The following is a 19,736-nucleotide window of genomic DNA, read 5'->3' on the forward strand; positions in this document are numbered from 1 at the left end:
AGGCGAAATTGCTCATCAAATAGTCCGTAGGATTTATTTTTACGCATTTTTCAATTTTTTATACAAAAATACGCATTATTAATATATCAAAATATTGATATTCAAATAGTTATTAACATTTTAGTATTTAGAAGTACCCTTTAATATTAAGCCCTGTAATAAACGATCCCCTTTAAATGAATGATATTATTACCTCCACAACGAAAGTCGATATAAACGAATAAAAGGGTTATTTCGTCACCTTTTACGTCACCTCATAAAAAAACCATGTACTAACAATCTGTAATACATGGTTTTTCATTTATTAGCTGTACCCGGAGCCGGAATCGAACCGGCACGGGCTTGCGCCCATTGGTTTTTGAGACCAACGCGTCTACCTGTTCCGCCATCCGGGCGACATGGGTGTGGGTGTGAGTGTGGGTGTGGGTGTGGCAAAATTATTAAATTCCTTATTATAAGCACTAAAGTTGGAATAAATTCCAAAAACCAAGCACCAAATACCAAATAAATTCTAAATCTCAATTACCAAATTCTAGACAATCAAAAAAAATTGGGTCACAATTGTAATAATATTGGATTAATAATATGACACTTGAATAATTAAAGTCCGATGAATAATTTAGAGGAAAGGACCTTAAAGTATGCAGTCCAAATCAGAAGCTTGATTAAAAAGATACCGCTGACGATTTTTTTAATTGAAGATTTAAAACAGTTGATTAGGTCATCTGGTTCTCTCGGAGCTAATTATATTGAAGCCAATGAAGCGCTTAGCAAAAAGGACTTTATCCTAAGGCTGAAAATCAGCCTTAAAGAAACTAAAGAAAGTGAGTACTGGCTTAAGGTAATCATGGCAAGCAATACATTTGAAAATCGATTGGTCAAGGAGTTTGGCGAATTGATCAATGAGACCACTGAACTTCGTAAGATATTAGCATCCATACTCCAAAAATCACGATGATTTTTGAAAATGCATGTTTGTTTCTTATTCACTGCAAATTTGAATGATTGGAATTTGCGATTTATTTGGGATTTGGTGCTTGGAATTTGGAATTTCATACCTTTGCACTCCGCTTAAAAGCTGAATTTAAATTATAAGTTATGGCAGCAAAAGTGAACATTTTCTCCGGTCGCGCCAGTAAATACCTGGCAGAGAAAATATGCGAAGTTTACGGAAAAGAACTCGGCAATGTTATTGTCGCCGAATTTTCTGACGGGGAGTTTCAGCCTTCTTTTGAGGATAATGTGCGTGGGAATGATGTATTCATTATACAATCGACCTGTCCTCCGGCAGAAAATCTGCTGGAATTGCTGATGCTCATCGATGCAGCCAAGAGAGCTTCTGCCGAACAGATCATCGCCGTCATCCCATATTTCGGCTTTGCCCGGCAGGACCGTAAGGACAAGCCCCGGGTTTCCATCGCTTCAAAGTTGGTGGCCAACCTGTTATCAGCCGCCGGTATCACACGCATCATCACCATTGACCTTCATGCCGACCAGATACAGGGCTTCTTTGATATACCTATGGATCATCTTTATGCATCTTCTATTTTTATTCCTTACCTTAAGGAATTAAACCTGCCTAACCTGACTATTGCCTCCCCTGATACAGGTGGCACAAAAAGAGCTGCAGCTTATGCCAAAATATTGGGTACCGATATGGTAGTCCTTTACAAACAGAGGGCTAAACCAAATGAAGTTACACAGATGGCCCTTCTTGGCGACGTGAAAGGAAGAGATGTGGTGCTGGTGGATGATATCATTGATACTGGCGGTACGATCAGTCAGGCTGCTAAACTCATAATGGATAAGGGAGCAACAAGTATAAGGGCATTTTGTACTCATGCCGTGCTCTCCGGTCAAGCTTATGAGTTACTGCAAAAATCAGCTTTCACCGAGATTGTCGTCAGTGATACCATACCGTTAAAGCAACCTCTTGACAAGATCACTGTTCTCTCTACAGCCGGCTTGCTGTCGGACGTGATCAGAAGAGTACACAAACATAAGTCAATCAGTTCATTATTTCGATTTGATGATCTGAATCATTAATACTAATTAAATCTGCTACATCATGAAAACAATTTCTATGAGCGGTTCTCAGCGCGAGAACGTAGGGAAGAAAGATGCCAGGATGCACCGCAGGGAAGGTAAAGTCCCATGTGTGCTTTATGGGGGGAAAGAACAGATCAAGTTTGCCGTGGAGGAAAAAGCCTTTAAAAAGGTACTGTTCACGCCTGAAGTTTTTCAAATCAGGTTAAACATTGATAACCAGGAGCACGATGCCATTCTACAGGATGTTCAGTACCATCCTGTTACCGATGTGGTCATGCATGCCGATTTCCTTGAACTTGTGCCCGGTCGTCCAGTAATCGTCGCTCTTCCGTTTAAGACCAAAGGCACCTCCGAAGGTGTTCTTCAGGGAGGCAAACTACACAAGAAAAAGAGAAAGATCAGAGTCAAGGGTCTGGTTGAGCATCTTCCCGACTATATCGAATTGGATATAACCCCGTTAAAAATCGGTGATTCCATAAAAGTTGGTGATATTCATATTGAACATCTGGAGATGCTGGATTCAGCAAGAGATGTCGTTGTCAATGTGAAAGTGACCAGGGTTGTCGCGCCTGTCGTTGAAGGTGAAGCTGCTCCGGCTATTCCTGCTGCAGAAGGCGGCGCTGTGCCGGCTGCTCCGGCTGTAAAATAAATCCACCTCTCCTCAACCCCTCCCAAATTGAGGAGGGGCAAGGGGCGGGGCTATCCATATATGAAGTACCTTATAGCAGGACTTGGTAACATTGGCGAGGAATACGCCAATACGCGCCATAACATCGGCTTTGTGACTGTGGATGCCTTTGCAAAGGCATCTGAGGCGTCTTTCCTGTCCGACAAGTATGTTTCTATCGCCCGGACAAGTCACAAAGGACGTAAGGTGATCCTGATAAAACCCACGACTTACGTCAACCTTAGCGGCAAGGCCATTACATATTGGCTCGCAAAAGAAAAAATTCCACTGGAAAATCTCCTGGTCATTGTTGATGATATTGCACTGCCACTGGGTGCACTGAGAATGAAAACAAAGGGCAGTGATGGCGGGCACAATGGCCTGATCGATATCATCGCTCAGATGGGAACAACAGAATTCCCACGGTTACGAATCGGTATCGGTGATGATTTTGCCAAGGGTTATCAGGTGGAATATGTCCTTGGCAAGTGGACAAAAAAAGAGGAGGAGATCCTCATTCCCCGCATAGAGGTGGCTGTGGAAGCTATTAAAAGTTTTGTACATGATGGGATTGAGCGGGCCATGAACAGATACAACACCCGCATCAATAATGGTGATACGGGATAACTATTCACGGAAATACACACGTTTGACCCTCCTGGATATACCAGTGAGAACTTCATAAGGTATTGTACCTATATCTTCCGCAACTCGTGTGATAGGCCATTCATCACCGAAAATGATGACTTCGTCACCTTCCTTTACCGTGATGTCCGTCACATCGATCATGCACATATCCATGCATACATTGCCAATAATAGGTGCGAAGTGCCCGTTAACCAGGAGTTTGCCTCTGCCGTTGCCCAGCCTGCGGCTGAGCCCGTCAGCATAACCAATAGGCACCACCGCCATGTTCATGTCCCTGCTGGCCACACCTTGCAGGTTATAACCTATAGCTTCTCCTGCAACAACTTTTTTTATCTGTGATATGCTTGATTTCAATGTGCTGACATTGATCAGGTGCCGTTGCTCTGCGTTACTGGTATCCACCCCATAAAGGCTTATGCCCAGCCTGACCATGTCGAACTGCGCTTGCGGGAAACGGACAATACCTGCTGAATTGAGAATATGTAAAAGAATTTTGTGGCTAAAGGCTGATCGAATCTTACTGCTCATCATCCGGAAACGTTCAATCTGTTTCAGGGTGAAATCATCATGCTCAGGATTTTCACTTGAGGCCAGGTGTGAAAAGATGGATTGTATATGGATTAACGGATCATTTTTAAGGCGTGTAACAAGTCCGTCGAGATGTTCTTCTTCAAAACCCAAGCGATGCATTCCGGTATCGAGTTTAATATGGATCGACACCGGGTGGTCGTTCTTACCGTTACTATTCCTGATGGCAGTCATCAGTTGTTCTAAAACCCTGAAATTATAAATCTCCGGTTCAAGATCATACCGGATAAGGGTTTCCATGCCAGGCTCCTCGGGATTCATGACCATGATAGGCATTGTGATTCCCGTTTGTCTAAGCTCCAGCCCTTCATCGGCATAAGCTACCGCAAGATAATCGGCATGATGATATTGTAACGTGTTGGCAATCTCAAAACTGCCGCTGCCATATGAAAAGGCCTTGACCATCGCCATCACTTTAGTGGTGGGCTTCAGTTTGGAACGATAAAAGTTGAGGTTATGAATGAGAGCATCCAGGTTGATTTCAAGGATGGTTTCATGTGCCTTAAGCTGTAATACTTTGCTGATCTTCTCAAATTCAAATATTCTTGCGCCTTTCAGCAGGATCGTTTCATCATGAAACGAAGCAGCATCAAAACCGGATAAAAAGGAATCTGTATCAGGATAAAATTCCTTTTTCATTTTAAATTGTTTGGCCTGGTTACTTATTACAGGTCCAATACCAATTATCCGGCTGACATTCTTCCTGCTGAGAATTTCGGCAATTTCGCTATACAGATCCTTATCTTTCTTGCCGCTTTGCAGGATATCGGATAAGATGACAGTCTTCCCGGTATGTTGTTTTTGCTGATCAAGGAAGTCAAGAGCGATGCCAAGTGATTTAATGTCGGAACTATAGCTGTCGTTGATAATGGAGCAGTGGTTGATGGCTTCCTTCATCTCCATGCGCATGGCGATAGGGGTGAGTATACGCATCCGGGGTGCAATGTCCCTGGTATCATACCCGAAATAGAGCATCACCGCCCAGCAATGAATGGCATTTTCAACAGATGCCTCATCGGTAAAGGGAATCGTAATCTCAATATGGTTTTTGTGATACTCGGCCATGATGGTCGTTCCCTGTGGATGACTGATCACTGAAGAGATTATCAGGTCACAAAATGCATCATTTCCCCATGTAAAAAACTGTTTATCTGCGAAGGTGGCATCATCCCTGATATGTTGATGGACAAGTACCTGGTCGGTACAATAAATCAGGGTTTGTGTATCTTTAAACAGGATCAGTTTTTCTTTGATTTTCTGGTCAACTGTTTTGAAATTCTCATCATGGGCCTGTCCGATATTTGTAAAGATGCCGATATCAGGCTGGATGATAGCCTGAAGTCGTGACATTTCACCCGGTTTGGAGATACCGGCTTCAAAAACAGCCAGGTCATGAGTTGAGTTCAACTGCCATACGGATAAAGGAACGCCGATCTGTGAGTTATAGCTTTTTGGGCTTCTGACCATATTCTTATCTCTTCCCATGAGCTGAAAAAGCCATTCTTTGACGATAGTTTTGCCATTGCTGCCTGTTATTCCAATAACCGGTATAGAGAAACGTTTTCTATGGCTGGCACATAAATGCTGTAATGCAGTCAGCGTATTGTCAACTTGCACAATATTCGCCTGGAGGGATGGATGAGCATGTTTTATGGTGTCAGGAATATCCGATATAACGAAGTTGCGTACCCCCTTATCGAGGAGTTCTGGGATATACAAGTGTCCGTCATTTCGCGGACTCTTCAAAGCAAAGAATATTGAGTGATCCGGTGATACCAGCCGGCGGCTGTCGATAAGAAGGTCACTGACAGGTGATTCGACATCTACGGTGAGGATCAGTTGTCCACCGACAATCCTGTTGATCTGACCGATAGTATATTGATTTAGTCCATCCGGCATAGGATAGGAAACAAAGGATTTTTACTCACCGTCAGTCCCTTCCTCTGCCGCCTCACTCTTTTGGAGAGGATTGGCAGTGAGTTCTTCATATTCTTTTCGTTTCTTATAAATATCAATGGCAAGATAAACAGCTTGGCGAAACGAATCGGGAGAGGCTTCATTTTTACCGGCGATTTCATACGCCGTGCCATGAGCAGGAGAGGTGCGGATGAAAGGCAGTCCTGCGGTATAATTTACTCCTTTATCAAAGGCGAAAGTTTTAAATGGTATAAGTCCCTGGTCATGATAAACAGCCATGATACCATCAAATCCTGTATAAGTGAGTGTTCCAAAGAAACTATCAGCAGGATAAGGCCCGACGACAAGAATATTTTCTTCGAGGGCATCATGGATAGCCGGCAGGAAGATATCCTCCTCTTCGCTGCCCAGCAGGTTGTTTTCGCCTGCATGAGGATTCAGGCCAAGCAAGGCTATGCGGGGTTTTCGGATACCAAAATCTTTAATAAGGGAGTGATTGAAGGCACGCAATTTTTTCAGTACCAATTCTCTGGATAACTTTCCCGCAACATCTTTTAATGGAATATGGCCGGTGAGAAAGCCGATCTTAAGCTTCTCCCAGACCATCATCATCAGATAATCTTCACAACCGAATTTGCTGGCCAGGTACTCTGTATGACCGGGGAAATTAAAGCCAGGTGACTGGATATTTTTTTTGTTGACTGGCCCTGTGACCAGAATATCTATCTGGTTGTTTTTGAGGTCGCTAACAGCTTGTTCAAGGGCAAGAACAGACAACTGTCCGGCCACTTCTGAAGATTTTCCGAATTCGATCCTCACTTCCCGTTCGAAAATATTCAGAAGATTGACCCTTTTTGGATCAGCATGTTCGGCTCGACGGATAGGGAAGAAGTTGAAATCCGTCATGTTTAGGGCTTTACGGTAGTATGAAGCCACTTTGGCGGATCCATAAATGATGGGGATGAGCAGATCAAGCATTTGCTGATCAGCAAAGGTTTTGATGATCACTTCATAACCTATTCCATTGAAGTCACCAGAGGTAATTCCTATCCTGAAGCGCTGGATTTCTTCCTGTGGTAAATTAGGACGTTCCTGATCCTGGTCAAAGCTAAGTCCATCTTCGATGATCAGATCATCATCTTCTACGGTCTCTTCTTCCGGTATTTCCACCACGTCAGTATCCTCAATCTGTTCAACTACAAAATCCTCCGGCTCTTCTACAAGTTCAAAATCTTCCGGCTGTTCATCCAGTTCAAAATCTTCCCCGCCTAAAGTTTCACTTTCATTCTCTTCAGGGAATTGTTCTTCCTGTTCTTCAATAGGGTCGTTTACATCCATTTCTAAAAATCTTTTTGCAAAAATAGGATTAAAATGGAGTGTTTACACGCATTTATTCTTCATAAAGTCGAAAAGAAGTCTGACGACGATCCCGGTGCCTCCTGTTCCATGGTAACTGTCTCTTTTTTCGACATAAGCCGGGCCTGCAATATCCAGGTGAATGAAAGGGTAATCGGTGAAATGTTCAAGAAACTTGCCTGCTGTGATGGCACCGGCTTCTTTGCCGCCAATATTTTTAATATCAGCAATATCCGACTTGATCAATTCCCCATATTCTTCCCATGCCGGGAATTCGACGAGCCGTTCATAGACGTTATTGCCACTTTCTTTCAATTTCCGGAATTCTTCATCGCTGCGGATAGCCAGGGCCACGATGCCGTACTTCCCTATTGCAGCGGCAGCTGATCCTGTTAAAGTAGCTGCATTGATGACCAGTTCAGGCTGATACTTTTTAGCATAGCTCAGAGCATCACCAAGGATCATACGACCTTCGGCATCGGTGTTAAGGACTTCCACCGTTGTTCCGTCAAACATGGTAATCACATCACCCGGTGCATAGGCATTACCATCCGGTCGGTTGTCGGTAGCGGGCATTAATGCAATGACGTGTACAGGCAGTTTAGCCATAGCGATAGTATATACTGCCGAAGCCATTGCTGCAGCGCCGGCCATGTCATATTTCATGGTTTCCATGCTGCCTGAGGGCTTCAGGTTCAGCCCCCCGCTGTCAAAGACAATACCTTTACCTATAAAAACATAGGGTTTCTTATTGACAGGCCGCACCGGTTTCCACTCCATCACAGTGAAAGTCGGTGAATCCAAGCTCCCTTTATTTACAGCCAGAAGACCACCCATTTTAAGAGATTCTATTTTTTTTTTCTTAAAGACCTCCACCTTGGCACCACAGACAACACCCATTTTTTCAATCTCTTCCGCCAGATTGACGGCATTCAATGCAGAAACCGGCTCATTAACAAGGTCGCGGCACCTGCAAACCCCATCAATGATAATATTCATAGTGTCAATATCCTGTTTGCTGACTTTTTCTGAGAAGATATGTATGGATTTCAGGGCATTCTTCTTCTTTTCAGGATCTGTTTTATATTTAAGGAACTGATAGTTGCCAAGCGCCATACCCTCGGCCAGTGCAAGTGTTTCTTCCGGTCGGCCTGCCAGGTCATGTATCACTACCCTGCTGATATTGTTTTCGTTTATCAGGGAAAGCAGTTTATCTCCGTCTCTCCGGCAGTTTTCAAGGTATCTGTAAGTTTCATTTTCTTTTTTTATGAACTGGATGATCAGCCACCTCTTTAAATGATTAAGCACAATGGTGTCCTTTTCACGCTTCTCCCGTTGTTCCTTTACATATGCTGCCTCTTCCTTGGTCAGAATACCCGGGATTATGTCCTGTATATTTTTGATAAACAGGATAGTGCTATCTTTTTGATTCAGTCTGTTGATCTTGTGTAACATAATACGGTTTGTTTAATGATTCAGGAAATCTTTCATTTTCAGCATGATCTTTTCAGTAGCTCCTTTATTGTCGACAATATAATGATGACAAGTATCAGAACATGACGAATAAAAAATTTTATCTTCAAATAATTTCATCACTATTTCGGTTAATTGAATCCGGTTATCAATGCTGAAAGCTCCACCGGCTTTGATAAGATCACGGGCTTCCTGGAATTTGCTGAAATTTGGCCCGAAAATTATAGGTTTACCGAATGTAGCAGCTTCAAGTATATTATGGATGCCTTTGCCGAATCCTCCGCCAATATAAGCTACCGTACAATATTGATAGAGGTGTGACAACATCCCGATTGAATCAATAATCACCACTTTTGTCCGATTTAACTCTTCTTGAGATGCACGGGAGTATCTGACGGCATTTCCCTTAAGTTTGGAGAGTAATCCATGTATATGTTCCTCTGCAACTTCGTGGGGTGCAATGATATACTTCATCTCATCGTTGCTGTTATTGATAAAATCTGTCAGGATGTCTTCATCCTGAGGCCATGTGCTGCCGGCAAGAAGGAGAGGGTGATTTTGCTTAAAGGTCTCAAGTGACGGGTAAGATCCGGGTTTTTGTGAAATATCATATACACGGTCGAACCGGGTATCGCCGCTTGTCATGACATTTGTGATGCCTATATCTGAGAGCAGCCCGACCGACAGGTCATTCTGAACAAAGAAAAAGGATATTTTCTTCAGCTGATGCCTGAACCAGCCACCGTACCATTTGAAAAACACCTGATTTGGACGAAAGATGGCCGACAGCATGAGTATCGGGATACTATGACGGAATAGGATATCAATATAATTATACCAGTATTCATATTTTACAAAAAAAACGAGTGTGGGTTTAGTATAGCAGATAAACTTTTCAGCGTTTTTTCTGATATCAAAGGGAAGGTAAAAGATATAATCTGCATCGGGATAATTTCTTCTGACCTCATAACCAGATGGCGAGAAAAATGTGAGCAGAACTAGGAAATCAGGATGTTCACGACGGAAGGCTTCCAGTACCGGCCGTCCTTGTTCGAATTCACCCAGTGACGCACAGTGAAACCATACCAATGGCCTTTCGGTTTTGATGGCCTGGCTGATATGATCGAATTGATTCCTCCGGCCCTGTATCCATTTTGCTGCCTTGAAATTAAATATGCCGGCACAACGGATAGCCAGATAGAAAACCTTTAGAACCAGATCATATATATAATGCATCGTGTAGCAAATTTTCCTGTTGTTTCAGGGCAAAGCAATTGTAGTATAACCCCGTCAGATTAAAAATAATAATATTTATCCGGGGCTTTTTTATATAGCGGAATAAACCAGCTGAACTTCATCCCGAAGAACAGATCCAGCCGCCTGGATAGGTCTTTCCCCATCAGATTGAAATCATAGCTTCTCAGTGCTTTTGTCCATGACTGGATGAACTCGAGACCGGCAGAAAAGTTGAAAATATGTTTATTGCTTAAGTTCAGGTACCCGACCTGTTCGCTGATAGCAAATCCTCCTGTAAGCTGATCATAGCCCTTCTTATAATCGCCTTCAACCTGGGGAGCTGTATTTTCCTTGTTTTCAATCCGCACTTTGTGCTGTAGGTAACCAACGCCGCCGGAAGCGTACAAACCTGAATTAGGATTCGGACCAATGACAGGAATTATTTTTCCCAAACGGAAGAAAGTTGAAAAGCCGCGTTCATAAAAGAAAATATCCGCATAATTGCCATACCTGTCAATAACATAACCCTGGCTGGTGGAGATGTCAGCCAGTATGAGATCCTTATCCTTGACCTGACCTCCGAAAATAAAACTCCCTTCTGCACCTAAAAGAAAGTTATGTCCCGTCTTGATCAGAAATGAACCGCCGATGTTGAAATCTGCACCAAAACGGTCTGCCATGTCTCCTCCGGGAATATGAAAACCAAAGTTTGCTGCTATCAGCGACATAGAAATGACAGAATCCTTTATACTCGATTGTCCTGAGGCATGCAATGAAAATAAGATGGCCACTATGAATAATCTGTATCTGTTCATGACTTTGTATAATCAGGGCAAAGTTAACAATATAACGTTTTGTTGTTTTGAAAATTTGATCTGACTTGTTGAACACTCCACAGAACGTCAAAATATCATTAATTTTGCCGCCTTGATATACTAATCGTTGATCTTATCAGTTTTTATGTAAAATTCAATTCATGAAAGAGATCCGGATGGTTGACCTGAAAGGTCAGTATGAAAAAATTAAGACAGAGATAGATAAAGCTGTTCATGAAGTCCTGGATTCCACCGCCTTTATCAATGGTCCGGCTGTCAGGGAATTCCAGGTGAATCTTGAAAAATATCTTGGCGTCAGGCACGTCATTCCTTGTGCCAATGGAACGGATGCCTTGCAGGTTGCCATGATGTCACTTGGTTTAAAGCCCGGCGATGAGGTGATCACCTCTTCCTTCACATTTATCGCTACGGCAGAAGTCATTGCTTTGCTAGGATTGACGCCGGTACTTGTGGATGTAGATCCCGGAACCTTTAATATTGACCCTCAAGCCATTCGTAAAGTCATTACACCGAAAACAAAAGCGATCGTTCCTGTGCATCTTTTTGGTCAATGTGCCGACATGGAGTCCATTATGAACATTGCCAGGGAACATCACCTTTTTATCATTGAGGATGCTTGCCAGTCGATAGGAGCTGATTATATTTTCAGTGATGATCAAAAGAAAAAGTCTGGCACAATGGGTGAGATCGGTTGCGTATCATTTTTTCCATCTAAAAATCTTGGTGCCTATGGTGATGGTGGAGCTATTTTTACCCATGATAACCGTCTGGCCGAAAAAATGAGGGCTATTGTAAATCACGGAATGGTGGTGAGATATTATCATGACCTGGTAGGGGTGAATTCACGTCTCGACAGCATCCAGGCGGCCATACTCAATGTTAAGCTGAAGTATCTTGATGAATATGCTTCAAGACGACGTCAGGCGGCAGATTTCTATGACCGCGCCTTTGTCGGGCATCCCAGGCTGAAAGTGCCATACAGGTTCCCGGCATCTACGCATGTCTTTCATCAGTATACCTTGATTACCAACGACATAGACAGGAATGGATTACAGCAGTATTTAAATTCGAAACATATTCCAGCTATGATCTATTATCCTGTACCTTTACATATGCAAAAGGCATATAGAGATCCGCGATATAAAGATGGAGATTTCCCATTTACTGAAAAGTTGTGCCGTTCGGTGATTTCTTTGCCAATGCATTCAGAACTCGACACGGACCAGCTGGAATACATCACGGCAGCTGTCCTGGAATATGTCAATTCATAATACTATGGACAAAACTTATTATTGCCATGAAACAGCCATTATCGATGAGGGTTGTACGATCGGTAAGGGAACCAGAATATGGCACTTTTCCCATATTATGACCGGCGCTGTTATTGGCCGGTTATGTAATATAGGGCAAAATGTATTCATTGCATCCGGCGTCAGGCTGGGTGCTAATGTCAAGGTTCAGAATAATGTATCTATTTACACCGGGGTGATTTGTGAAGATGATGTATTCCTGGGGCCATCGGTGGTTTTTACCAATATCATCAATCCCAGGAGTGCTGTGGTCCGTAAGGATAAGTATACCGGCACATACATCCGAAAGGGAGCTACTGTTGGCGCAAATGCCACAATTATCTGTGGAAATGAGATTGGAGCTTATGCCTTCATCGGTGCAGGTGCAGTGGTCACCCGGCCTGTTCTTCCTTACGCTCTCGTTGTTGGAAATCCGGCCCGCCATGTAGGATGGATGAGTGAGTATGGACATCGTCTTCACTTTGATGATAAAGGTATCGCTATATGCCCGGAAAGCAAAGAGGTTTATATCCTGAAAGATGGCCAGGTCATGAAAAGATAATAAAGCCTGCGTGTTATGAAAAAAAATATGAACAAAGTCAGATTCGCCCTCATCGGAGCAGCCGGATTCATCGCTCCAAGGCATATGAAGGCGATCAAAGAAACCGGCAACGACCTGATAGTTATGCTCGATCCCTGCGATAGTGTCGGCGTAATTGACAGTTATTTTCCCGATGCCGATTTTTTCACCGAACCTGAACGGTTTGACAGGCATATTGATAAGTTGAGAAGACAGGGTGAAAAGAAGATCGATTACATAAGCATTTGCTCTCCCAATTACCTTCATGATGCCCACATCAGGCTGACCCTTCGAAATGATGCACATGCCATCTGTGAAAAGCCCCTGGTCCTTAATCCCTGGAATGTAGATGCCTTGGATGAGATTGAAAAAGAGACAGGCAAAAAGATTAATGTCATTCTTCAGTTACGTCTCCATCCTGTTATTCAGGAGCTTAAAAAAAAGATTTCCGAATCCTCGCAAAATAAAATTTATGATATTGACCTCACGTACATAACCAGCAGGGGGCGGTGGTATTTCTATTCATGGAAAGGGGATATCATCAAATCAGGAGGTGTGGCAACAAATATCGGCGTACATTTTTTTGATGTGTTAACCAGCATCTTCGGGGATGTTGAGCAAAGTACGGTTCATTTTTCTGACCAGAAAACAGTAGCCGGTTTCTTATACCTTAAAAATGCCCGGATCAGGTGGCTTTTAAGCCTTGATTTTGAATTGCTTCCTGACGAAATAAAGGCCAGAGGTCAGCAAACATACCGTTCTTTAACTCTCGATGGAAAAGAGATTGAATTCAGTGAAGGATTTACCGACTTGCATACGGTGAGCTACAAGAAAATTCTGGAGGGTGATGGTTTCACCGTACATGATGCACGGCCAGGTATTCGAATCGCCTATGAAATCCGGAATGCCTTGCCTTCCGGATTAAAAGGCGATTATCACCCATTTCTGCAAAAAATCATGCGGAAGTGAAAACAGTGTGATGGACTTTGATTAATTTTAGTATTTAATCATTCGGCATGAAAATTTTGGTCACAGGAGGAACAGGATATATTGGATCACATACGGTTGTTGAACTCCAGCAGGAAGGCTTCGAAGTGGTGATCATTGATAATCTGAGCAATTCAAAGTTCGAGGTTGTTCAGGCTATTAAAAAGATTACCGGTATATCACCCGATGTTGAAATTTTCGATCTGACGGATGAAAAAAAAGTTGCAGACTTCTTCAGAAGACATAGTGACCTGACAGGTATTATTCATTTTGCTGCTTTTAAAAAGGTAGGAGAATCGGTGAAAGAGCCGCTGAAGTATTACCGGAATAATATCGTAGCCTTGTTGAACCTGCTTTACGCGATGAAAAAGCACAGCCTGGCATTTTTTGTTTTTTCTTCATCATGTACGGTTTATGGTCAGCCTGATCAGTTGCCGGTAAGTGAGGATACTCCGCTTAAATCCGCATCCTCGCCTTACGGGAACACAAAAAAGATGTCAGAGGAAATTATTGAAGATACCGTTATGTCCTCTGGAATAAAGGCCATATCCCTGCGTTATTTCAACCCGATAGGAGCTCATGAGTCAGCTCTGATCGGTGAAATGCCGCTTGGCGTTCCGGATAATCTTATTCCATATGTGACCCAGACAGCTATTGGAAAACGCGATCATTTACGGGTCTTTGGCGGAGATTATCCTACTCCGGATGGCACCCCCATCAGGGATTATATTCATATCACGGATCTGGCCAAAGCCCATATTGTCGCTCTGCAACGTTTAATACGAGGTAGAAATAAACGGGATTATGAGATCTTTAATCTGGGAACAGGGCGCGGATATTCTGTATTGGAGGTCATCAAATCATTTGAAAAGGTGTCGGGTATGAAGTTGCCCTTTGAAATTGTCGATCGAAGACAGGGAGATATGGAACAGGTTTGGGCCGATACCTCATTAGCCAACAGGGAACTTGGATGGAAAGCCTTAAAAGATCTTGACGAGATGATCCTTTCAGCATGGGAATGGGAAAAGGCATTAGGCAAAAACAGTTGACAGCCGACAGTTATCAGGTGTAACATTGATAAAATAATTCATATTTAAACCCCGATAGTATTATGAGAAAGAACATTTTAATTACCGGTGGAGCTGGTTTTATTGGATCGCATGTTGTCAGGCTTTTTATTAATAAGTATCCTGAATACAGTATAGTTAATCTGGATAAGCTGACATATGCCGGCAACCTGGCAAACTTGAAAGATATTGAAAATAAGCCGAATTATGAATTCGTGAAAGGAGATATCTCGGATGAAGATTTTGTCGACGGGCTTTTTCATAAAAAAGGATTCGACGGGGTCATTCATCTGGCAGCCGAATCCCATGTTGACCGTTCCATTGCTCATCCCAAGGATTTTATAATGACTAACATCATTGGGACCCTGGTACTTCTGAATGCCGCCAGGCACTCGTGGGGAGAAAATTATTCCGGGAAACGGTTTTATCATATTTCCACTGATGAAGTTTACGGTTCACTTGGTCATGAAGGGTATTTTACTGAAACAACGGCCTATGATCCCCGCAGTCCATATTCTGCATCAAAGGCAGGTTCTGATCATATTGTGAGAGCTTATTATCATACGTATCATCTTCCTGTTGTCATATCCAACTGTTCAAATAATTATGGTTCTTTCCAGTTTCCTGAAAAGCTGATTCCGCTGGTGATCAACAATATCAGGCATAGCAAGCCTCTTCCGGTTTATGGAAAGGGCGAAAATATCAGGGATTGGTTATATGTTGAAGACCATGCCCGGGCTATAGATCTGATCTTTCACAATGGCCGTGACGGAGAAACATATAATATTGGCGGAAGTAATGAATGGCAAAATATCCGGTTAGTCAGAAAATTGTGTGAAATCATGGACAATAAATTGAACCGGCCTGCAGGTACATCAGCTAATCTGATCACATTTGTCAAAGACAGGGCTGGTCATGACCAGCGTTATGCCATTGACTCTTCTAAACTGCAAAAGGAACTGCATTGGAGTCCTTCAGTGAAATTTGAGGCAGGTCTGGAAAAAACAGTAGACTGGTATCTTCAGAATGAAGCGTGGTTAAACAATGTCACATCGGGAGATTACCAGAAATATTATGACGAACAGTATCGGAAAAGATAATTGTTTCAGGCACCAGCTGAGTGTGTCAGAACAGGTCTTTTTTATGCACCTGGTTTAGCGCTATAAGCTTCAATATCCTTTTTTACTTTTTGGACCAATCCCTGCAATACCGTCCCAGGTCCGACTTCTACAAATGTACGCACACCATCGGCAATCATGTTTTGAACAGTCTGAGTCCAGCGGACAGGAGAAGTCAGCTGAGAAATGAGGTTGTTTTTAATGAGATCGGGATTGGTTACCGGTTGCGCATTGATATTTTGATAAACAGGACATACAGGTATTTTAAAGATGGTGCTGTTAATAGCTTTGTCCAGTTCCACTCTGGCCGGTTCCATCAATGGGGAATGAAAAGCGCCGCCGACATTCAGTATGAGGGTTCTTTTGGCTCCGGCATTCTTAAGCTTCTCGCAGGCTGTTTCAACCCCTTTGACAGTACCTGATATAACGACCTGTCCGGGACTGTTAAAATTGGCTGCCACGACAATTTCATTTTTGATGGTTTTAAGGGTATCTTCAACGGCTTTATCATCAAGTCCCAGAATGGCCGCCATTGCAGATGGCTGGATTTCACAGGCTTTTTGCATAGCCTCGGCCCTTTTGGCCACCAAACGCAGTCCATCTTCAAAACTTAAAGTCTTGTTGGCAACCAGGGCTGAAAATTCGCCAAGAGAGTGTCCTGCCACCATGTCAGGCTTAAAATCATCACCCAGCATCCGTGTCAGAACGACAGAGTGCAGAAAAATTGCCGGCTGGGTGACTTTTGTCTGTTTCAGATCCTCGTCAGTTCCACTAAACATCATATCGGTGATGCGAAATCCAAGGATATCATTAGCTCTTTCGAATAATTTCCTGGCTCCCTCATATTTATCAAACAGGTCCTTACCCATACCAACATACTGAGAACCCTGTCCCGGAAAAATATAAGCTTTCATAGTGTGATTGTTTAGTGATACTTCAACAGGAGAAAAGAATTACTTGCGGTCTCCCAGAAAGCGCAACAAAAATAGAAATAAATTAATAAAATCAAGATAAAGCGTCAGGGCTCCCATAATGGTCATCTTACGCGCTGGTTCAGAGCCTGATACAACTACATTTCCAAGATTCTTTAATTTTTGTACTTCATAGGCCGTGAGACCGGTAAAAACCAACACTCCTATAAAGCTGATGATGAAATCCAATGTGTTGCTCTTTAGAAAGATATTAACCAGACTGGCGATGATGATGCCGATCAAACCCATAAACATGATTGAACCGAACCTTGTCAGATCGATTTTTGTCGTATATCCCGCAATTGCCATGGTGCCAAACATGGCCGAAGCCACAATAAATGTCTTGAAAATGGAGGCACTGGTATAGAGGAGAAAAACAAAACTCAGGCTCATACCCATGATAACGGCATATACCACGAATAATAAAGTCAAGGCTGATACCGATAATTTTTGATAACCAAACGACATAAGTAAAACGAATCCAATAGGTGCAAGCATGACAATCCAGCCCAGCGTGGTCAATCCTGTGGTCGTGACAAGATATGAAAGAAGTGATGGATGACTGGCAAAATATAAAGCCGTTACTGCAGTTATTGCCAATGCCAGGAACATCCAGAGAAATACACCGGAAAGGAATGTCCTGGTAAGAGCAAATCCTTCTGACTTTGATGGTGATATATTAAACGGACGAATTTCGTTCTCCATAGTATTCTTTTTTAATTTCGTTTATTAAAAACATTCTGGCCATAAAAAAGTTCAACCTCGTCGGCAAACTTTATGCCATCAGTCATTGTGTCTGGATAAATGACTTCAGAAATTGGCTATGCTATTAAATGACTGTCGTCTAGCCGGGGATCATCAGTGCAGTTTAGATCCGATGAGGTGGTTAAATTCTGCCCGCGTCGCCTCATTTTGAAACTGACCTGTAAAATCAGATGTCGTAGTGACAGAATTCTGCTTTTGGATACCGCGCATAGACATGCACATGTGCTGCGCTTCGATGACCACAGCAACGCCCAGGGGATGCAGTGTCTTCTCAAGACATTCTTTGATCTGTGTGGTCAGCCTTTCCTGCACCTGAAGACGACGGGCATATGCATCCACTACCCGGGGAATCTTACTCAAACCGACAATGACACCATCAGGAATGTAAGCTACATGAGCTTTTCCAAAGAACGGTGCCAAATGATGCTCACAAAGAGAGTAAATCTCAATGTCCTTAACAATCACAATCTGTTTGTAATCCTCTTTGAATAAGGCCGACCTGATCATTTCTTCCGGATCAAGATCGTATCCATGCGTGTAAAATTGCATGGCCTTGGCTATACGTTCCGGCGTTTTCAATAAACCCTCACGAGTGGGATCTTCACCAATAAGCTTCAGGATTTCTTTATAATGAAAACCGAGTTTTTCTATTATCTCGTAATTGTAAAGATCAAACTTCTCATAACCATCCATGACATTTTCCCGGAGCATCTCTTTTATGTTTTCATTGTTCATATTATTAGGCATTAAATGAGTATTTATGACATGCCATAGTATTCGACAGAATTGTTTTCGGTTTCTACCAGTTTTATACTGTGCAATGTGGCATTCAGCTTTTTAATGTGGGGTTCAAGGATATCCCAAATAGCTATTGCCAGGTTCTCCGTCGAAACCAGTTTTCCTTTCATGAAGTCGACTTCAATGTTAAGATTTTTATGATCTACAACATCAATGACCTGAATTTTAATAATCTGGCTCAGATCTTTCAGGTTTACCAAAAATCCCGTTTCAGGATCGATTTCTCCCTTCACGGTCACAAAAAGGGTGTAATTATGTCCATGCCAGTTTGGATTGGAGCATTTCCCGAATACCTCCATATTCTTGTCATCCGGCCAGTCTGGTCTGAATAACCTGTGAGCAGCATTAAATCCTTCTCGGCGGGTGATATAAATCATCAGTATCTTGTTTTATTATTATAATGGATAAAAGAATGTACTTCAAAAATCGTATAACAAACGTACAGAATAAAAAAGGCCATCATAAAAGGTATTTTATCCGTTGGATGCATCAACATGTAGATGACCATAACCAGTATGAAGAATAATAATTTAGTTACAGTGATGAGCATAATCCTTGAGAAAAATTTACCTGGTTTTTTTTCAGTGGTTTTAATAAGGAAATGGAAGACAATCAGTGTGACAGCCATGAAAAAAGGAAATAAAAAAGGCAGGGCACGTGAAACGTATTGCTCTGGTAGAAAGTAACATATCAGATATACAATCACTCCAAGGATTAGTGAAAAAATCATCAGACGTTGCAAAAAACCGGGAAGGATTGATATCATGGGTCATCCTTTTTTATGACGTCTTTTATTGCATAATAAATGGCCAGAACTACAGAACCGAGAGATAAAATAATAGTAAAAACAGGAAATCTGATGTTCACCAGGTCATCAAGTTTTACTCCGGCAAATACACCAGCAAGAATGATGAAAAGCATCTGGAATGCAATACTGGAATATCTGGCATAATTATCAAGCGATCTTTTCTTTGATTTTTGGTTTTTCATCTTCTGCAGAGATTAGGGGAAGTTTAAACCCTGCATTGTCCATGTTGCATGTTCCTGAGAACTTGGCGCCAGGTTCAATGGCTAACTTGTTGGTTGTGATGTCACCGCTAAGCTTTGCTGAGGATTTTAACGACAATAACTCCGTGACTACTACATTTGCTTTGACATCACCTGATATATCTGCATTCTGACAGATGATTTCACCTTCTAATTTTCCGGTCACACCGACGATGACTTTTCCCTGGGAGTTAATGGATCCAACCAGTGATCCGTCAATGCGAAAATCACCCGTGGATTTGATATCTCCCTTTACAGTTGTTCCTGCACCTAATAAATTAATGGAAGGAGTTTCGGGTATATTTGTTTTAGCCATAATGTTTGATCTTTTATTACTCTGAATG

Annotated in this window: 21 protein-coding genes and 1 tRNA gene; 9 read left to right on the forward strand and 13 right to left on the reverse strand. The window is 42.4% G+C overall.

The window, feature by feature from the left end:
* Positions 1-311: 311 nt before the first annotated feature.
* Positions 312-395, reverse strand: a tRNA-Leu gene (locus NT175_09205).
* Between the two features lie 215 nt (positions 396-610).
* Between NT175_09205 and NT175_09210 the strand changes: the two genes are divergently transcribed.
* The 4 genes from NT175_09210 to pth all read left to right on the forward strand — a co-directional run bounded on the left by NT175_09210 (position 611) and on the right by pth (position 3,343).
* Positions 611-958 carry a four helix bundle protein gene (locus NT175_09210; GenBank protein MCX6234880.1) on the forward strand — a complete coding sequence of 116 codons (348 nt, stop codon included), beginning with the start codon at positions 611-613 and terminating at the stop codon, positions 956-958.
* 140 nt (positions 959-1,098) lie between these two features.
* Positions 1,099-2,046 (forward strand): ribose-phosphate pyrophosphokinase, encoded by a 948-nt coding sequence (locus tag NT175_09215; GenBank protein MCX6234881.1) that lies wholly within the window; start codon positions 1,099-1,101, stop codon positions 2,044-2,046.
* 22 nt (positions 2,047-2,068) lie between these two features.
* A complete protein-coding gene (locus NT175_09220; GenBank protein ID MCX6234882.1) occupies positions 2,069-2,698 on the forward strand; it encodes a 50S ribosomal protein L25/general stress protein Ctc in 630 nt (209 codons plus the stop codon).
* 60 nt (positions 2,699-2,758) lie between these two features.
* On the forward strand, positions 2,759-3,343 hold the full coding sequence (gene pth, locus NT175_09225) for an aminoacyl-tRNA hydrolase (protein MCX6234883.1): 585 nt from the start codon (positions 2,759-2,761) through the stop codon (positions 3,341-3,343).
* On the opposite strand, the gene NT175_09230 is transcribed toward pth, so the two are convergent.
* The 5 genes from NT175_09230 to NT175_09250 form a co-directional block, all read right to left on the reverse strand.
* Positions 3,344-5,851 carry a bifunctional UDP-N-acetylmuramoyl-tripeptide:D-alanyl-D-alanine ligase/alanine racemase gene (locus NT175_09230; protein MCX6234884.1) on the reverse strand — a complete coding sequence of 836 codons (2,508 nt, stop codon included), beginning with the start codon at positions 5,849-5,851 and terminating at the stop codon, positions 3,344-3,346.
* Between the two features lie 21 nt (positions 5,852-5,872).
* Entirely contained in the window at positions 5,873-6,934 is a 1,062-nt protein-coding gene (pdxA, locus tag NT175_09235) for a 4-hydroxythreonine-4-phosphate dehydrogenase PdxA (GenBank protein MCX6234885.1), read from the reverse strand.
* A gap of 315 nt (positions 6,935-7,249) precedes the next feature.
* The gene (locus NT175_09240) at positions 7,250-8,680 is read right to left on the reverse strand and encodes a peptidase M17 (protein MCX6234886.1); all 1,431 of its coding nucleotides are present in this window, start codon (positions 8,678-8,680) and stop codon (positions 7,250-7,252) included.
* Positions 8,681-8,692: 12 nt separating this feature from the next.
* Positions 8,693-9,934, reverse strand: coding sequence for a 3-deoxy-D-manno-octulosonic acid transferase (locus NT175_09245; protein MCX6234887.1), 1,242 nt, complete (start codon positions 9,932-9,934; stop codon positions 8,693-8,695).
* 59 nt (positions 9,935-9,993) lie between these two features.
* Positions 9,994-10,749: a hypothetical protein gene (locus tag NT175_09250; protein MCX6234888.1), complete on the reverse strand. Its 756-nt coding sequence runs from the start codon at positions 10,747-10,749 to the stop codon at positions 9,994-9,996.
* A 161-nt stretch (positions 10,750-10,910) separates the two neighbouring features.
* Between NT175_09250 and NT175_09255 the strand changes: the two genes are divergently transcribed.
* The 5 genes from NT175_09255 (at position 10,911) to rfbB (ending at position 15,793) form a co-directional block, all read left to right on the forward strand.
* The gene (locus tag NT175_09255) at positions 10,911-12,041 is read left to right on the forward strand and encodes a DegT/DnrJ/EryC1/StrS family aminotransferase (protein MCX6234889.1); all 1,131 of its coding nucleotides are present in this window, start codon (positions 10,911-10,913) and stop codon (positions 12,039-12,041) included.
* A 4-nt stretch (positions 12,042-12,045) separates the two neighbouring features.
* Positions 12,046-12,621: an acyltransferase gene (locus tag NT175_09260; protein MCX6234890.1), complete on the forward strand. Its 576-nt coding sequence runs from the start codon at positions 12,046-12,048 to the stop codon at positions 12,619-12,621.
* A 15-nt stretch (positions 12,622-12,636) separates the two neighbouring features.
* A complete protein-coding gene (locus NT175_09265) occupies positions 12,637-13,608 on the forward strand; it encodes a Gfo/Idh/MocA family oxidoreductase (protein MCX6234891.1) in 972 nt (323 codons plus the stop codon).
* 47 nt (positions 13,609-13,655) lie between these two features.
* Complete coding sequence (galE, locus tag NT175_09270; GenBank protein ID MCX6234892.1) at positions 13,656-14,675, forward strand: UDP-glucose 4-epimerase GalE; 1,020 nt, start codon at positions 13,656-13,658, stop codon at positions 14,673-14,675.
* Between the two features lie 62 nt (positions 14,676-14,737).
* Positions 14,738-15,793 carry a dTDP-glucose 4,6-dehydratase gene (gene rfbB / locus NT175_09275; protein ID MCX6234893.1) on the forward strand — a complete coding sequence of 352 codons (1,056 nt, stop codon included), beginning with the start codon at positions 14,738-14,740 and terminating at the stop codon, positions 15,791-15,793.
* 41 nt (positions 15,794-15,834) lie between these two features.
* On the opposite strand, the gene fabD is transcribed toward rfbB, so the two are convergent.
* From fabD to NT175_09310, 7 genes are all read right to left on the reverse strand, one after another.
* The gene (gene fabD / locus NT175_09280) at positions 15,835-16,725 is read right to left on the reverse strand and encodes an ACP S-malonyltransferase (GenBank protein ID MCX6234894.1); all 891 of its coding nucleotides are present in this window, start codon (positions 16,723-16,725) and stop codon (positions 15,835-15,837) included.
* 39 nt (positions 16,726-16,764) lie between these two features.
* The gene (locus tag NT175_09285; GenBank protein MCX6234895.1) at positions 16,765-17,487 is read right to left on the reverse strand and encodes a Bax inhibitor-1/YccA family protein; all 723 of its coding nucleotides are present in this window, start codon (positions 17,485-17,487) and stop codon (positions 16,765-16,767) included.
* Between the two features lie 153 nt (positions 17,488-17,640).
* On the reverse strand, positions 17,641-18,240 hold the full coding sequence (gene folE / locus NT175_09290) for a GTP cyclohydrolase I FolE (GenBank protein MCX6234896.1): 600 nt from the start codon (positions 18,238-18,240) through the stop codon (positions 17,641-17,643).
* 65 nt (positions 18,241-18,305) lie between these two features.
* A complete protein-coding gene (locus NT175_09295) occupies positions 18,306-18,722 on the reverse strand; it encodes a 6-carboxytetrahydropterin synthase (GenBank protein MCX6234897.1) in 417 nt (138 codons plus the stop codon).
* A complete protein-coding gene (locus NT175_09300; protein MCX6234898.1) occupies positions 18,722-19,111 on the reverse strand; it encodes a hypothetical protein in 390 nt (129 codons plus the stop codon). The genes NT175_09295 and NT175_09300 overlap by 1 nt, the downstream gene beginning before the upstream one ends.
* The gene (locus NT175_09305) at positions 19,108-19,335 is read right to left on the reverse strand and encodes an AtpZ/AtpI family protein (GenBank protein MCX6234899.1); all 228 of its coding nucleotides are present in this window, start codon (positions 19,333-19,335) and stop codon (positions 19,108-19,110) included. Before NT175_09305 ends, NT175_09300 begins: the two co-directional genes overlap by 4 nt.
* A complete protein-coding gene (locus tag NT175_09310; GenBank protein ID MCX6234900.1) occupies positions 19,301-19,708 on the reverse strand; it encodes a polymer-forming cytoskeletal protein in 408 nt (135 codons plus the stop codon). Before NT175_09310 ends, NT175_09305 begins: the two co-directional genes overlap by 35 nt.
* Positions 19,709-19,736 lie beyond the last annotated feature (28 nt).

Source organism: Bacteroidota bacterium (assembly GCA_026391695.1).
Lineage (GTDB): Bacteria > Bacteroidota > Bacteroidia > Bacteroidales > JAGONC01 > JAPLDP01.

Coding starts and splice junctions, on each gene's coding strand:
- NT175_09255 (MCX6234889.1), top strand. CDS start 10,911: ATGAAAGAGATCCGGATGGTTGACCTGAAAGGTCAGTATGAAAAAATT.
- pth (MCX6234883.1), top strand. CDS start 2,759: ATGAAGTACCTTATAGCAGGACTTGGTAACATTGGCGAGGAATACGCC.
- NT175_09240 (MCX6234886.1), bottom strand. CDS start 8,680: ATGTTACACAAGATCAACAGACTGAATCAAAAAGATAGCACTATCCTG.
- NT175_09250 (MCX6234888.1), bottom strand. CDS start 10,749: ATGAACAGATACAGATTATTCATAGTGGCCATCTTATTTTCATTGCAT.
- NT175_09310 (MCX6234900.1), bottom strand. CDS start 19,708: ATGGCTAAAACAAATATACCCGAAACTCCTTCCATTAATTTATTAGGT.
- NT175_09245 (MCX6234887.1), bottom strand. CDS start 9,934: ATGCATTATATATATGATCTGGTTCTAAAGGTTTTCTATCTGGCTATC.
- NT175_09215 (MCX6234881.1), top strand. CDS start 1,099: ATGGCAGCAAAAGTGAACATTTTCTCCGGTCGCGCCAGTAAATACCTG.
- NT175_09305 (MCX6234899.1), bottom strand. CDS start 19,335: ATGAAAAACCAAAAATCAAAGAAAAGATCGCTTGATAATTATGCCAGA.
- folE (MCX6234896.1), bottom strand. CDS start 18,240: ATGGATGGTTATGAGAAGTTTGATCTTTACAATTACGAGATAATAGAA.
- NT175_09285 (MCX6234895.1), bottom strand. CDS start 17,487: ATGGAGAACGAAATTCGTCCGTTTAATATATCACCATCAAAGTCAGAA.
- galE (MCX6234892.1), top strand. CDS start 13,656: ATGAAAATTTTGGTCACAGGAGGAACAGGATATATTGGATCACATACG.
- NT175_09300 (MCX6234898.1), bottom strand. CDS start 19,111: ATGATATCAATCCTTCCCGGTTTTTTGCAACGTCTGATGATTTTTTCA.
- NT175_09210 (MCX6234880.1), top strand. CDS start 611: ATGAATAATTTAGAGGAAAGGACCTTAAAGTATGCAGTCCAAATCAGA.
- NT175_09265 (MCX6234891.1), top strand. CDS start 12,637: ATGAAAAAAAATATGAACAAAGTCAGATTCGCCCTCATCGGAGCAGCC.
- fabD (MCX6234894.1), bottom strand. CDS start 16,725: ATGAAAGCTTATATTTTTCCGGGACAGGGTTCTCAGTATGTTGGTATG.
- NT175_09295 (MCX6234897.1), bottom strand. CDS start 18,722: ATGATTTATATCACCCGCCGAGAAGGATTTAATGCTGCTCACAGGTTA.
- NT175_09220 (MCX6234882.1), top strand. CDS start 2,069: ATGAAAACAATTTCTATGAGCGGTTCTCAGCGCGAGAACGTAGGGAAG.
- NT175_09230 (MCX6234884.1), bottom strand. CDS start 5,851: ATGCCGGATGGACTAAATCAATATACTATCGGTCAGATCAACAGGATT.
- rfbB (MCX6234893.1), top strand. CDS start 14,738: ATGAGAAAGAACATTTTAATTACCGGTGGAGCTGGTTTTATTGGATCG.
- NT175_09260 (MCX6234890.1), top strand. CDS start 12,046: ATGGACAAAACTTATTATTGCCATGAAACAGCCATTATCGATGAGGGT.